At 37.7% G+C, this 14,906-nt stretch carries 14 protein-coding genes; 12 read left to right on the plus strand and 2 right to left on the minus strand.

Going from position 1 to position 14,906, the window contains the following annotated elements:
• The first annotated feature begins 107 nt into the window (after positions 1-107).
• From NSQ95_RS09250 to NSQ95_RS09305, 12 genes are all read left to right on the plus strand, one after another.
• Positions 108-3,323, plus strand: a complete 3,216-nt coding sequence (locus NSQ95_RS09250; protein ID WP_342560742.1) for a BTAD domain-containing putative transcriptional regulator — start codon at positions 108-110, stop codon at positions 3,321-3,323.
• 355 nt (positions 3,324-3,678) lie between these two features.
• Positions 3,679-4,896 carry a substrate-binding domain-containing protein gene (locus NSQ95_RS09255; protein ID WP_342560803.1) on the plus strand — a complete coding sequence of 406 codons (1,218 nt, stop codon included), beginning with the start codon at positions 3,679-3,681 and terminating at the stop codon, positions 4,894-4,896.
• Positions 4,897-5,009: 113 nt separating this feature from the next.
• Positions 5,010-5,777 carry an ABC transporter ATP-binding protein gene (locus NSQ95_RS09260; protein ID WP_298473165.1) on the plus strand — a complete coding sequence of 256 codons (768 nt, stop codon included), beginning with the start codon at positions 5,010-5,012 and terminating at the stop codon, positions 5,775-5,777.
• Complete coding sequence (locus NSQ95_RS09265; protein ID WP_298473162.1) at positions 5,761-6,468, plus strand: ABC transporter ATP-binding protein; 708 nt, start codon at positions 5,761-5,763, stop codon at positions 6,466-6,468. Before NSQ95_RS09260 ends, NSQ95_RS09265 begins: the two co-directional genes overlap by 17 nt.
• 13 nt (positions 6,469-6,481) lie before the next feature.
• Positions 6,482-7,342, plus strand: coding sequence for a branched-chain amino acid ABC transporter permease (locus tag NSQ95_RS09270; protein ID WP_298473158.1), 861 nt, complete (start codon positions 6,482-6,484; stop codon positions 7,340-7,342).
• Positions 7,343-7,349: 7 nt separating this feature from the next.
• Positions 7,350-8,363: a branched-chain amino acid ABC transporter permease gene (locus tag NSQ95_RS09275; RefSeq protein WP_342560743.1), complete on the plus strand. Its 1,014-nt coding sequence runs from the start codon at positions 7,350-7,352 to the stop codon at positions 8,361-8,363.
• A complete protein-coding gene (locus NSQ95_RS09280; protein ID WP_342560744.1) occupies positions 8,360-9,382 on the plus strand; it encodes a 3-oxoacyl-ACP synthase in 1,023 nt (340 codons plus the stop codon). The genes NSQ95_RS09275 and NSQ95_RS09280 overlap by 4 nt, the downstream gene beginning before the upstream one ends.
• Before the next feature lie 2 nt (positions 9,383-9,384).
• The gene (locus NSQ95_RS09285) at positions 9,385-10,278 is read left to right on the plus strand and encodes an alpha/beta hydrolase (protein ID WP_342560804.1); all 894 of its coding nucleotides are present in this window, start codon (positions 9,385-9,387) and stop codon (positions 10,276-10,278) included.
• A gap of 2 nt (positions 10,279-10,280) precedes the next feature.
• Positions 10,281-11,021: a 3-oxoacyl-ACP reductase FabG gene (gene fabG, locus NSQ95_RS09290; RefSeq protein WP_342560805.1), complete on the plus strand. Its 741-nt coding sequence runs from the start codon at positions 10,281-10,283 to the stop codon at positions 11,019-11,021.
• 18 nt (positions 11,022-11,039) lie between these two features.
• Complete coding sequence (locus NSQ95_RS09295) at positions 11,040-12,524, plus strand: AMP-binding protein (protein ID WP_342560745.1); 1,485 nt, start codon at positions 11,040-11,042, stop codon at positions 12,522-12,524.
• Between the two features lie 58 nt (positions 12,525-12,582).
• Positions 12,583-13,005 (plus strand): thioesterase family protein, encoded by a 423-nt coding sequence (locus NSQ95_RS09300; protein ID WP_342560746.1) that lies wholly within the window; start codon positions 12,583-12,585, stop codon positions 13,003-13,005.
• Between the two features lie 2 nt (positions 13,006-13,007).
• Entirely contained in the window at positions 13,008-13,313 is a 306-nt protein-coding gene (locus tag NSQ95_RS09305; protein ID WP_342560747.1) for a hypothetical protein, read from the plus strand.
• A 76-nt stretch (positions 13,314-13,389) separates the two neighbouring features.
• Here the strand turns inward: NSQ95_RS09305 and NSQ95_RS09310 are convergent, their stop codons facing one another.
• Positions 13,390-13,740, minus strand: coding sequence for a YciI family protein (locus NSQ95_RS09310; RefSeq protein WP_342560748.1), 351 nt, complete (start codon positions 13,738-13,740; stop codon positions 13,390-13,392).
• Between the two features lie 780 nt (positions 13,741-14,520).
• Positions 14,521-14,814 carry a HesB/YadR/YfhF family protein gene (locus NSQ95_RS09315; RefSeq protein WP_251553143.1) on the minus strand — a complete coding sequence of 98 codons (294 nt, stop codon included), beginning with the start codon at positions 14,812-14,814 and terminating at the stop codon, positions 14,521-14,523.
• Positions 14,815-14,906 lie beyond the last annotated feature (92 nt).

Consider the following 14,906-nt stretch of genomic DNA (forward strand, 5'->3'; position numbering starts at 1 on the left):
CTTTTCTAAAATTCATATATTTTAGCATAACTGTAATTATCTATCTATTCAATTAAATTTTATGTTAGGATATGTTTAAATAAACGGTTTCTTTAGGGGGGGATTCGATGGAACAACCAACAATATTAGTATCTAAGCTCACATCACCGATTCCTTCTTCTAATTACATGAGAAGGTCCTCTCTAATTAAAAAGTTAAAAAGTAAAGCAGATAAAAAGGTTTGTCTTTTACATAGTGGTGCAGGATTTGGAAAAAGCTCTGCGCTTGCTCAATATTTCTACGACACAAAGGAAGCGTTTTCATGGTACTCAATATCCGAGGAGGACGATAATATTCTTCCTTTTCTCCGTTATCTAGTGCATAGCATACGAAGAGTGGTTCCAACGTTCGGGAGTAGTCTACTAGAAGACAATATTCATTTCATTTACCCAAAGGAGACAGAGTTGACTAGGTGGTATTCTCTATTTTGTAACGAACTAGCCATGATTAATACCCCTTTTACCATTGTCTTAGATGATTATCATTTAGTTGACCATGTATTCCATATAAATTATGTAATCGAAAAAATAATAGAATTTCTACCTCCTTCTATTAATCTCGTTATAGCTTCTCGGATTCGACCGAAGTGGACTGTGTTGCTCAAGCTTAAGTTAAACGGTCAACTAGTTGAGCTAAAAGAACAGGATTTTATGTTTAGCGAGGAAGAAATTCAAGTGTTCTTTGAAGATTATCATGAAAAGTCGATTACTAACGTGGAAGCAGAGAATATTTTAAAGCTAACGGAGGGATGGGCGATTGCCATCCAATTGATTGCTGTTCAATTAGTAGAGTCTCAGAAAACGATAGCAGATCTTACTAAATTTGCGCTTAATGATTTGTTTTCCTATCTTTCTGAAGAAGTATTTTCTAATATGTCACCAAAAGATCAGCTTTCTTTATTGAATTTCAGTATATTTCCTGTCTTTTCTGCTGAAGAAATAGATGAATTCTTTGGTAAGGAAGAATTTGCTCAGTTTGAGATATTAACCTCTAGTCATTCTTTTATCCAAAAGTTAAGTGATTCCAATACTTATAGGTTTCACGCTTTGTTTCAACAGTTTTTAGAAGATAAGTGGCTCCATACGAATTCTATAGGTTTTTATGAAACACATAAAGAAGTCGCTAGTTTTTTTAAAGAGAAAAATAACGTCGTGCAAGCTATATATCACGCCGTAAAATGTAAAAACGAACAATTTTTAGCCGAGATGATTATTCCGAACGCCAATTCCATGATTTTGGCTGGTCAATTCGATTGGCTGCTGGAGTTGATGAAGGATCATTTATCTCCTTCTACAAGAGAACATTTTTATGAACTCTATTATTTTGAGGGGGAATGTCATCGATATCGAGCGTTTTATGAAAAAGCGAGGAAATCATATGAAAAGTGCCTAGCAATGGCTCAGGCAAAGCAGAATATTCTTTACATGAGCAGAGCTAATGCAGGGATTGCCCATATTTATCTAGATACGATTCAACCAGCATTAGCAAAATCATTTTTAGAGGAAGCTATTAAATGGGCAAATGATAGCAAAGAAATATCAAATGACGAGCAGAATTCCCTAAAAAGACTCCATGCGGAGAATTTAGTTAATTTAGGTAGGTCGAAAGATGCCAGTGAGTGGGTAACAAGGGAAAAGTTAGATCCATTTATTTTAAGAAATGGTAACTTGGATGCCCGAATATATTTAAGAACTGGAATGTTAAATGATGCTATACGAGTTTTAGAGATGAGACTAGAGGATGAACTAGCAATACCGGATTCTCATCGTGAAACTGCCTTACTGCTCTCCTTCATTTACTCATTGACAGGGGACACCGAAAAAGCGAAAAAAGCAGCTAACAAAGGAATTGAAACTGGCATTAAGGAAAAATCAGGCTTTGTGGAAGCGGTGGGATGGATTAGAAAAGGTCATGCGGAAATATTACATAATCCATTTGACCTTCATACTCCTGAAACACTTTATTTAAAAGCTGTTCAACGTATGGAGGATTTGAATGTTTCGAGAGCTAAAGCTGAGCCTTACTTGGGACTTTCCATTTTAAAGTCCCGGCAAGGAAAATTTCAGGAAGCTATTAGTTATGGTGAAATGGGATTACGTGAAACAATCAGAAGTAATGATTATTGGTTATCTGCATATATAATGCTTGGTCTGTCCATTGTTTATTATGAAAATGAAGATTTAGATAAGGCAGAAGCACGGTGTCAGGAGGCAGCAACATTATTTTATGAAAACGGAGATATATACGGAGAAATGGCCAGTAATTATTGGCTTTCTCGTATTTATGCTGACCTTCAAATGAATGAGTTATTTATAAGTTCCATGGTTACATTCGCAAAAATATGTGTTGAAAATAATTTTCTTTTCTTTTTACAGAAAGAAACAGTATTTGGTCCAGTTGACTTACAGATAAATTTTCCCCTTATAAAAAAGGGCTTACTTCTAACCAAAAATAAAGATACTTTTTTACAAACGCTGAGAGAAAAATTAGTTGTACGAGAGGAGATTGCCTATCCTGGATATTCTTTAAGACTTCAACTTTTAGGCTCCTTTACGTTATATATGGGAATTCATGAAGTAGAGGAAAGAAAGTGGCAAAGGGAAAAATCGAAGGAACTTCTTACTTATTTATATTTGAATAAAAGTCGTTTTGTACCTAAGGAAGAATTAATAAGAAGCTTATGGAAAGAAAACGCCGATGAAAAATCATCTGATCGAGATTTTAAGGTTATTTTAAACGCATTGCTTAAAGTGATCGAACCAAGTAGGGAAGCTAGGGGAGAATCATATTTTATAATCCGAAAGCAATCGATGTATAGGCTAAACCCAGAGTCAGTGGTGAGAAGTGATTTAGAAACTTTCAATGATTACGCTACACTTGGTATGCTTGAAAAAGATGCTTCCTTAGCATTAGAGCACCTATCGAAGGCAGTGAGACTTTATAATGGCAGCCTATTAGAAGGAAAGCCAGCGATTGAGTGGATTTCCCATGAACGGGAGAAAACAGAACAACAGTATATATTGGTATTAGAAAGATTAGCGCAAACGAGTACACGTTTGAAGGACTTTGAGAAGACAATTTACTGGTCCCAGAAGCTTATCCACTTAGATCATACGTGGGAAGAGGCCTATCGTTTGCTCATGTTTGCTTATTATCAGCTTCAAAATAGAACGCAGGCAGTTAAATGGTATGAGCGCTGTGTAGCGACTTTGCACGAGGAGCTTCACGTAGAACCTATGCAAACGACTATTCAAATGTATGAGATGATTATCAATTATGGGTAAATTTTAAGGATATAAATATTTTTGAGCTTTACTAATTTTATTAACACAATGGCATTCATTTTAGACAGGTTTACTGGCGCGAATCGAATAGCTTTAGCAATGGTGCAATAGGCAAGACAAAAATAAATGAAATTATCGACCATGAATTATCTGCTAACGAATAAAACATAAAAAAGGCTTCGAAAATTTACGTACAGTAAAATTTTCGAAGCTTTTTTAATTTTACATGATTGCCCTAGCCAAGAATTTTGCAACTTATTTGTAACTCCGATTTTGTACAGTTAAAACGAAGCATGAGAGCGCTTACAAAATAATTGGGAGGTTAAGAACATTGAAAAAATGGATTCTATTTCTAATGCTATTATCGGTTTTATTTTTTAGTGCGGCTTGTAGTGATGAAGCTGCTGAGACTAGTGAGGAGTCAGGTGAAGCTACTCCTGTTTCAGGCGAGGTGCAGGAAGGCGAGACTATTAAAATTGGTGTACTTGCTTCGTTGACTGGAGCACTTGAGTCGTACGGGAAGCAAACTAGAAACGGTTTTGAACTTGGTTTAGAGTATGCGACTGGCGGGACAATGGAGATAGCTGGCAAGAAAATTGAGGTTGTTTACGAGGATACAGAGACTAAACCTGAGGTTGCTGTTCAAAAAGCGACAAAGCTTTTGGAAGAGGATGAAGTAGACTTCTTAGTTGGTTCTTCTAGTTCTGGGGATACGTTAGCTGTACTGCCACTTGCTGAGGAATATGAAAAGATTATGATCGTAGAACCTGCTGTAGCTGATAGTATCACGGGTTCTGAATTTAATCCATATATATTCCGTACGGCTCGTAATTCTTCTCAGGATGCAGTTGCAGGAGCAGCAGCGATTGCTAAAGAAGGAGTGAAGATAGCGACCTTCGCACCAGATTATTCCTTCGGCTGGGATGGAGTCACAGCATTTAAAGCAGCAGCTGAAAAGCTGGGGGCAGAAATCGTATTAGAGGAATACGCTGACCCTGCTGCAACAGATTTCACATCTAATTTACAAAAGGTAATTCAAGCGAAACCAGATTATCTTTTCGTCGTTTGGGCTGGGGCTAACTCACCTTGGAACCAAATTGCTGACTTAAAATTGCAGGATAAAGGAATAAAAATCTCTACGGGTGCACCAGATATCCCTGCTCTATCTATTATGGAGCCGCTAATTGGTATGGAGGGATTTTCGGTTTATTATCACACATTACCAGACAATGAAATTAATGATTGGTTAGTTGAGGAGCATAAAAAACGTTTTAATGGAGAAGTCCCTGATCTGTTCACTCCTGGTGGTATGTCAGCTGCCATTGCCATCGTAGAAGCACTAAAAAAATCTGAGGGTAATACAGATGCCAATGAGCTCATTAAGTTGATGGAAGGTATGTCTTTTGAAACTGCAAAAGGAAAAATGACGTTCCGTGCGGAAGATCATCAGGCACTTCAATCTTTATATTCTATTAAGCTAGAAAAACAAGATGGTATCCCGTACCCAGTACCGGTTCTGATTCGAGAATTGTCACCAGAAGAAACGGAGCCACCAATTATAAACAAGAAGTAACGATATTAAAGAATTGAAGAAACTGACTGCCTAACATGGATTAGGAATGAAACTAACCTTGTTATAGATTTTTTCTAAAGCAAGGTTAGTGTTTAAGAGAGGAGTCAATTCGAATGGAACCTATATTAAGAACGGAAAACCTGACAATTAAATTTGGAGGTCAAATTGCAGTAGACCATGTGAATTTTACTATGCCCGAAAAACATTTCAAATCGATTATTGGTCCAAATGGAGCTGGAAAGACAACTTTTTTTAATTTAATTAGTGGTGAATTGAAGCCAACAGAAGGCGATGTATTTTATAAAGGTCGATCTTTGGCTAAGTATTCTTCTATCGAGAGGACGCGACAAGGCTTAGGTAGATCCTTTCAAATAACAAATGTATTCCCAAATCTCACTGTCATGGAAAATGTTAGACTTGCGGTGCAATCGAAACAGAAAGTCCGTTATCAAATGCTTCGTCATTTTAGTAGCTACCATAAATTTCAGGAAGAGGCAGAACAGCTGTTGGAGATGGTTTTACTGTCTAAAAAAGCATATGCCTTTGCGAATGAGCTTTCTCATGGGGAAAAAAGAAAATTAGAAATTGCCATGCTTCTTGCTTTAGATACAGAGGTGCTGCTGTTGGATGAGCCGACCGCCGGTATGTCTTTAGAGGAGGTTCCAGCAATATTAGATGTGATCAAGCAGATTAAACAAAAGGGAGACAAAACCATTTTGTTGATTGAACATAAGATGGATATGATTTTGGACCTCTCCGACTCTATTATGGTTTTGTTCAATGGAAGGCTACTTGCAGATGGTAGCCCTGATGAAATCATGAACAATGAAACCGTTCAAAATGCATATTTGGGAGGTTTATACGATGAGCACCTTGCTTAAATTAGAAAACGTTCACACTTATATTGGTCAATATCACATTTTGCAGGGAGTCTCTTTTGAAGCGAGGGAAGGAGAAGTGAGTGTACTGCTTGGTAGAAATGGAGCAGGGAAAACGACCACTTTAAAAACGATTATGGGCCTTACACCCGCCTCCAAAGGAATCATAAAATACGATGACTCATCAATTGCCTCGCACGCTACTCATCAGATTGCCTCAAGTGGTATCGGCTATGTACCCGAGGATCAAGGTATATTCGGAGCATTAACCGTTGAGGAAAATTTAAAAGTAGCCATGAGAAAGGATGACGATGCTGCAAAAGAAAGGCAGGAATATGTCCTAGAGCTATTCCCAGATCTTAAAAAGTATTGGAAGAAGGATGGGGGGCATTTATCCGGAGGACAAAAACAAATGCTTTCGATGGCTAGGGCTTTCGTTAATGAAAGTAAACTTCTCTTAATAGACGAACCTTCAAAAGGTCTTGCACCGGTCGTTATTGAAAAGGTGATGGAAGCAATAATAGAGATGAAGAAGCAGACTACTATTATCCTGGTAGAACAAAATTTTATGATGGCAAGTAAAATCGGGGATACATACACACTAATCGATGATGGAGAAACTGTTCAATCAGGACAAATGAGTGAGCTAATCCAAGATGAAGAATTGAAGAGAAAATACCTCGGTATCGGGTAAAGGAGGAAGCTATATGGAGTTGATCATCAATTTATTGATAAACGGATTGGCAACTGGCATGTTGATATTTTTATTGGCAGCTGGATTAACCTTAATATTTGGGTTAATGGATGTCTTAAACTTTGCGCATGGAGGCTTATTTGCCTGGGGTGCTTTTTCTGGAGTATGGTTTTACAGTTTGACCGATAGCTTTACCTTAGCTCTGGTAGGAGCTGTTTTAACGGGAGCTTTATTGGGATTTATAACCGAAAAGCTAATTATCACACCTGTTTACGGAAACCATGTACAGCAAATATTAATTACTCTAGGTTTCATGATTGTTCTTTCTGAAATGCTGAAAGTCGTTTTCGGACCAAACCAAATTCCAGCAAAAGTACCTCCTCTGTTAGCTGGCAGCTGGGAGGTTGGGGATGTCATCATTATTAAATATCGTTTATTTATCATCACCATTGGATTCATCGTGTTTGGTATTTTCCAATTCATTTTAAAACGAACAAAAATCGGTCTAACTGTACGTGCTGGTGTTATGAACAAGGAAATGGTGCAGGCGTTAGGTATAAATATAAAAAAGGTTTTTTTATATGTTTTTATGACAGGTGCCGCACTTGCAGCATTAGGTGGTGCTTTGATGGCACCCTATTCAGGTGTGGTATACGCTGAAATGGGCATGGAGTATGCAATATTAGCCTTCATTGTAGTAGTCATTGGAGGGATGGGTAGCTTTCCAGGATCATTAATGGCAGCTATTTTAGTAGGTTTGTCGGGGAGCTTCATGGCGTATTATGTTCCAGCTCTATCACTTGCGGTAAATATGCTGCTTATGGCAGTCGTATTAATCTTCCGTCCGCAAGGTTTGTTTACTGCGAAAGGATGATACAAGGATGAAGTTAAAATCTACATTTCAAGTTAAACATGGCGTATTGTTGCTAATTATTGTTGCATTTACCATATTTCCATTTGTCTCAGACTCTCGAACATGGACTATTTTGCTGACTCAAATATTCATCTTTTCCATATTAGCGATGAGCTATGATATTTTGCTCGGTTATACAGGAATTGTATCCTTTGGTCATGCTATGTTCTTCGGTATGGGAGCATATTCCACGGCTATTATGTTAAACCACTTTGAGTCAACAGTTGGAATGTTTATACTTTCAATTGCTGTAGGTATGGTTATTGCAGGGGTTATTAGCTTTTTAGTTGGATTGTTAACGCTACGTCTAAAAAGCCATTTCTTTGCCATGCTTACAATGGCGGTATCGGGACTATTTCTTGTTCTTGCCGAAAAGTGGAGAACTCTTACCTATGGAAATGATGGCTTTACATTTAGAGCTCCTGAAATTTTTAGAGATCGCATGGTGTTCTATCTATTAGTATTGGGGTGCCTCGTCCTAGTCTATCTATTCCTAAGAAGATTTGTAAATTCTCCTCTAGGTAAAGTGTTGATTGGAGTTAGAGAAAACGAACAAAGAACAAAGTCACTTGGATACAACACGCTCTATTATAAGGTAATTGCTTCAGTAGTTGCCGGAGTAATCGCCAGTCTAGCGGGATCGTTATATGCGATATCGTTACGCTTTGTCAATACCAGTGTACTGACGATGGATATCACACTTGATGCATTATTAATGACAATTATAGGGGGGGTAGGCACACTTATTGGTCCTATTATAGGAGCAGGAGTTATTGAATTAGCACAGCATTATCTTTCTGGGCTAGCTAAGGAACACCCGATTTTTGAAAGATGGATCATATTCTTCGGTATTATTTATATTCTCGCCGTTATTTTTTTCCCTAGAGGCATAGTTGGAACCATTCAATATGCTTTCTGGAAAAGGAAAAGCAAAAAAAGTAATGCTGAAGTAGTTACTAAAAGGAGGGAGTTAGCAAAATGACGATAGGGATTGTCAGTACTGGGATATATATCCCAACAGATAAAATGACTGCTGAAGAAATCGCATTTCGTTCCAAACTCCCTATTGAAGTAGTCAAAAACAAAATGGGTATTTCAAAAAAGCCAATTCCAGGTAAAGATGATCATACAGTTGCAATGGGAATATGGGCAGCGGAGAAAGCATTGCAAAAAGGAAATGTCGATCCCAAATCTATCGATTTAATAATCTATATTGGGGAAGAGCACAAGGAATATCCCCTTTGGACAGCTGCCATTAAGATTCAAGAAGAGCTTGGCGCCTTTCACGCGTGGGGTTTTGATGTGGCGCTACGTTGTGGAACAACTATTATGGCAATGAAAGTAGCAAAGAGCATGATGCTCGCTGACCCCTCTATCCAAACAGTTTTGCTTGCGGGAGGTTACAGGAACAGTGACTTTATAGACTATACAAATGATCGGACGCGCTTCATGTTCAACCTAGGTGCAGGTGGAGCAGCAATGATTTTAAAAAGAGATTACGAGAAAAATACTGTTTTAGAGACGGATATAATCACAGATGGCTCTTTTTCAGAGGATGTATTGGTACCTGTTGGAGGAACCAAGCAACCTTTATCACCTGAGCATTTGGAGAAGGGTTTGTATCGATTAGATGTAATGGATCCCAAGGGCATGAAGACAAGATTAGAACAAAAATCGATGGACAATTTTTTAAAGGTTGTTAGGAATGCTCTTTTGAAAAGCGGATACAGTGACAAGGATATCGATTATCTTGCCATCCTTCACATGAAAAGGTCTGCACATGATTATGTGCTAGGTGAGCTAGGTTTGAATACGGAACAATCTATTTATTTAAGTGATTATGGGCATATCGGACAAATGGATCAAATTATATCATTGGAATTAGCTGAAAAATCAGGGAAAATAAAAAGTGGAGATATTGTTGTTCTAGTAAGTGCTGGAATTGGCTATGCGTGGGGAGCAATAGTTATTAAATGGGGAATAGAAGGGAGAAATATATGAACATGACATTACAAAAAGTAACTTTGGCAAACGGGGAGTCAATTACTTATAGGGAAAGAGCAGGAGGTAAACAGATTCTCGTACTTGTTCATGGCAATATGACGTCATCAAAGCACTGGGATGTACTAATGGATACTTTGGATGATTCATTTACTGTAATTGCTTTGGATATGAGAGGTTTTGGAGGCTCTACTTATCATACACGAGTAAATGGGATAAAGGATTTTTCAAATGATCTAAAAAATTTTGTCGACCACCTTTCCCTTAAAAAGTTTGACTTGATTGGCTGGTCTACCGGCGGTGCAGTATGTATGCAGTTTGTTGCTGATTTTCCTGGGTATTGTGAAAAGCTGGTTCTATTGGCGTCAGCATCCACAAGAGGATATCCCTTCTTTGGTACGAATGCAGATGGCACGCCTAATTATGATGAAAGATTACAGACGATCGAGCAAATCGAGGAAGACCCATCAAAAACGAAGGCGATACAAGGATTGTATGATGCAAAAAACAAAGAGGGCTTAAGGGCTGTTTGGAATGCTGCAATCTATACACAAAGTAAACCGGATGAGCAATTATATGAAGAATATCTAGACGATATGCTGACACAACGAAATTTAGCTGATGTGTATCACAGCTTAAATATATTTAATATTGGCAAGGAGCATAATGGAGCCGCAAAAGGAACCAACCAGGCCAAGGATATAACCATACCAGTTCTTGTTCTTCGTGGAGATCGAGATTATGTAGTATCAGAGCAAATGACACAAGAAATCGTTGCGGATTTGGGTGACAATGCTACATATATTCCTTTGGTTAACTGCGGCCATTCTCCCTTAATTGATGATTTGGAGCAATTGTTAAGTGCTATCGAACCATTTTTAAAGGGGGAAAAATAATGATGAGACTACAAGATAAAGTAGCAATTATTACTGGAGCCGCTAACGGTATTGGATCCGCGTCTGTTCAACGGTTTGTTGAGGAAGGAGCTAAAGTAGTTTTGGCTGACTTTGATCATCAAGCCGGCAAATCTCTAGAAAAAGAATTAAGAGAACAAGGTTATTCTGCATTCTTTATCCAAGTGGATGTGGCAGATCGAAAAAGTGTTGATGCCATGGTGGAACAAACGATTGAACGGTTTGGAGAGATTCATATTTTGATAAATAATGCTGGGATCACTCGTGATGCCATGCTAACTAAAATGACAGAAGAAGATTTCAGTCGAGTGTTAGATGTCAATCTTAAAGGTGTATTCAATTGCACGCAGGCAGTTGTTCCACACATGGTAGCAAATCAATATGGGAAAATTATTAATACTTCCTCCGTTAGTGGAGTTTATGGAAATGTAGGTCAGACCAATTACGCTGCTTCAAAGGCTGCGGTCGTAGGAATGACGAAGACATGGGCAAAAGAACTTGGAAGAAAAGGCATCAATGTGAATGCAGTAGCCCCTGGATTCACTTTAACAAAAATGGTAGCGAAAATGCCTGAGAAAATTATTGAACAGATGCAGTCTGTTGTGGCTCTACAACGATTAGCAGAACCACGCGATATTGCAAATGCATATTTATTTTTAGCCTCTGATGAATCTAGTTATGTTCACGGGCATGTACTACAAGTAGATGGCGGTATCATGATGTAAGGAAAGGGCGTTGCCAAAATGTTATCTGAACAAGCATGGATTTATAAAAGGGCTATCCTCTCTCCAACTAAGAAGGCTTTAATAGATAGTAGTACCGGCAAGGAATGGACCTATGAAACATTATGGGAGCAAGTAAGAGGATGGGCCAACTATTTTGAGCAACAAGGATTCAAAGCTGGGGAGAGAATCGTGGTTCTTTCTCATAATAGAATAGAACTATTTGCATTATTGTTTGCCTGTGGTTTAAAAGGACTTATCTATGTGCCGTTAAATTTCCGGTTAAGCACCAAGGAATTACAATATATACTAGATGATTGTTCGCCAGTGGCCGTCATTTATGATGACGAGCATAGATACTTAAGTACATTTTTCTCTACCTTTAAACCAATTATTTTGTCGAGTATAACATTCACCAATAATAGTGACTTTCATCAGAACACGGATTGGAAACCGGATGATCCATGGCTCATTATTTATACAGGCGGGACAACTGGAAGTCCTAAGGGAGCAGTACTATCCTTTGACAATGTCAATTGGAATGCGATCAATACAATCATCAGCTGGGGATTAAACGAAGATGACTGTACACTAAACTATATGCCGATGTTTCATACTGGAGGACTTAACGCATTATGCATACCTATTTTAATGGCGGGGGGTACCGTAGTCACAGGTAACAAGTTTCAAGCAGAGGAAGCTTTAAAATACTTGGACTCCTACAAGACTACTCTGTCTTTGTTTGTGCCGACGATGTATCAAGCGATGTTAGAAACAGAGTATATCAATAAGTCGCTTTTCCCTACAGTTAAGTGTTTTTTATCCGGTGGAGCGCCTTGTCCTCACGCTATCTACAATAAGTTTGAAGAGATTGGAATCTTGTTTAAAGAAGGCTACGGTTTGACGGAGGCAGGACCAAACAACTTCTTCGTCCATCCTGAGACAGCTATGATTAAAAAGGGGACGGTAGGCAAGTGTATGCAATTCAATGAAGTAAAAGTAATAAACGAAAATGGGGAACCTTGTCAAACAAATGAAGTAGGGGAGCTATACGTTTCAGGGAGGCACGTTTTTAAGCACTACTGGAATAATGATGGGGAAACGGAAAATACATTTGAGGGCAATTGGTTAAAAACTGGAGACCTTGCGATTTATGACGAGGATGGAGATTTCTTCATAGTGGGACGTAAAAAGGAAATGATTATTTCAGGAGGAGAGAATATTTATCCTTTAGAGATCGAGCAACGCCTTACGGAGCATCCTAATGTAAAGGAAGCAGCAGTACTAGGATTAGAGGACGTAAAATGGGGAGAGTGTGTGACTGCTTTTATTTCTTATGCTAGCTCATCTGTGTCAGAGCAGGAGCTGATTGATTATTGTAAAGTAACGCTAGGAAGCTATAAGGTTCCTAAGAAGATTTATTTTCTAGAAGAATTGCCAAGGACAGATGTAGGTAAAATTAATAAGAAACTATTAAAAGAGATGGCTTTAAAAGCTGTGGAGTAACACTTTCCAGCTTTTTTTGCTATCTTTTTGTATAATAAACCATGAGGTGACTAACAAAATGTTTATTAGTGAAAAAGAAATTGAAGTACGTTACGCAGAAACTGATCAGATGGGAGTCGTATATCATGCGAACTATTTAGTTTGGTTAGAGATGGGGCGAACTCAGCTTATTCAAGATTTGGGTTTCTCTTATGCCGGTTTAGAGAAGGATGGATACCTATCCCCAGTAACCAATGTCAATATTAATTATAAAACACCGGTAAAGTACGGAGATAAAGTGAAAGTACGCACTTGGATTGAAAAGCATGGAAGACTTAGAACAACCTATGGCTATGAAGTTGTACATACAGATGGCACGCTGTCTTCTACAGCAACAACGGAGCATGTCATCGTTCGAAAAGAGGATTTTAGACCGGTATCACTTGCTAAGATAGATGCAGTTTGGGACAATAAATATAAAGAAATCGTGAAGGAATCTTAACAGTGGCATTTGGTATTAATAGAGATGAGTTAAAAAATTGGAAACAGTCAGTGGAAAACAAGGAAATCGCTTTTCTTACTCACTATTGGTTGGATGAACGCTTTCCAGGATGCAAAACGGTTACTAAGGTTGGATGTAGCGATATTAATAAGCTCATCGAATGGGGAAAGCAGTATGACTTAAAGGAAGAGTGGATTGACTATAAGGAAGGTTACCCCCATTTCGATCTTTTTGGTAAATATGAACTTGAGATTATGGAAAAAGAGAATTTATTGGAACAGTTAAAACGATTTCGTCCATTAAAATAAAAGTGAGCTTGGATTCGCATCCAAGCTCATTTATTTTGTTTTTAAGTAAGAATGCATCCATAGAAGATGGTGTTCGTTAAAAGACTTGACGTAATTCAATCTGACCTTCCCCATATCCTTGAGGGTCAGGCATCTTCATCGCCCACTCAACCGCTTCTTCTTTTGATTCCACTTCAATCAGTATAAACCCTGCAATTAAATCTTGTGTTTCCGTAAATGGACCTTCCGAAACCACTGGCTTTTCCCCGGGTATAGGGAATGAGAGGCGAATCCCATTGGAACTTGGATGTAATCCTTTAGCCATAACACGTACGCCTGCCTTCACTAGATCCTCATTAAATTTTGTCATGGCTTCCATGAGCTCTGGGCTTGGGAGATTTCCGGCTTCTGAATTCCTTGAGGCTTTTACGATTAACATAAATAGCATGATAAATTCCTCCCTCTTTTTAGAAAAGTCATATTCCAAACAAATAAATATTAGTGAAAACTATACTCCCTCAAATTGTACTATAACCCTAATTTTACCACAATTACGATTTTTGTAGTTTTTTATAAAATCAGCCAGGGTAGACAGTATAAAAATTAAAATTCCTTAAATACTTACAATGGAATGTCTAATAACCGCTCTTTTTTGAATGGCTATGTTAAAGGGATAGGTTGATAAAAATACTCATAAAAGATGAGCTAGGATATTTTATCCTGGCTCATTTTACTTTGATATTATTTTTTTCTAACACAACCCGTTAGTTAATTAAGTACCTTCATCATAATATTGTCTATATAAAACTTCATCCATATGATAAAATTTACCAGAAGAGGAGGTTACATGATGATTTCATTTTCATACAAGGCAATGGGCTTTGTTTTCTTATTTTCATTAGGATTTATTTATTCATGTTTACGGATTGGACAACTGACGGGAGAAGTATCCGAAGCAGTAACCTCACATATACTTTTCAAATTATTTTTTTCTGTCTTTTTTATAATAAGTTTAATTATATTTATTTACGGGTTGAAGAAGGATAAGTAAATATATGTCCTAAAGTATTCAACGTATTAATGCTCAATCCTACTTAGACTAACCTATGAAGTTTAAGTGTAACACTTTAAACAAAACTATCTTACGAAAAATCAAACAAGTCATTTAAATAGCCTTTTCAATAAAAAAGGCAGTAACGCTTTTGAAAACGTTACTGCCTTTCGCTATCTAGCTTTTTTTATAGGAATATTCAAGCTCATTTGATTGGTCATTAAATGAAACATAAAGGTCATGTCCAGTGAAATACCATTCATCTCTCTCTTCTATAAAGAACATGATCTCTTCATGTAAGAGAGTTACAGATGGTTCGAATGGAGTATCCTTTGTCACACCTAGTGAGAAAGCCTCTTGTATTGGACTTGAGCCTCCATATCGAGCATAGAAACGAATTTTGTCTCCTTTTTCTGCTTCCATTTCCTCGCGGAACCATTTTAAAGCATCACTAGAGATATTGATTTTCATGCGAACCACCAAGCTTTCTTTAAATTTTACGATGTTTTTCATGGGTTTAGTCTAAAGCTTTTTAATAGGTTCAGCAAAGAATTTGTTTAACT

The organism is Psychrobacillus sp. FSL W7-1457, assembly GCF_038593405.1.
In the GTDB taxonomy this organism is placed as follows: domain Bacteria; phylum Bacillota; class Bacilli; order Bacillales_A; family Planococcaceae; genus Psychrobacillus.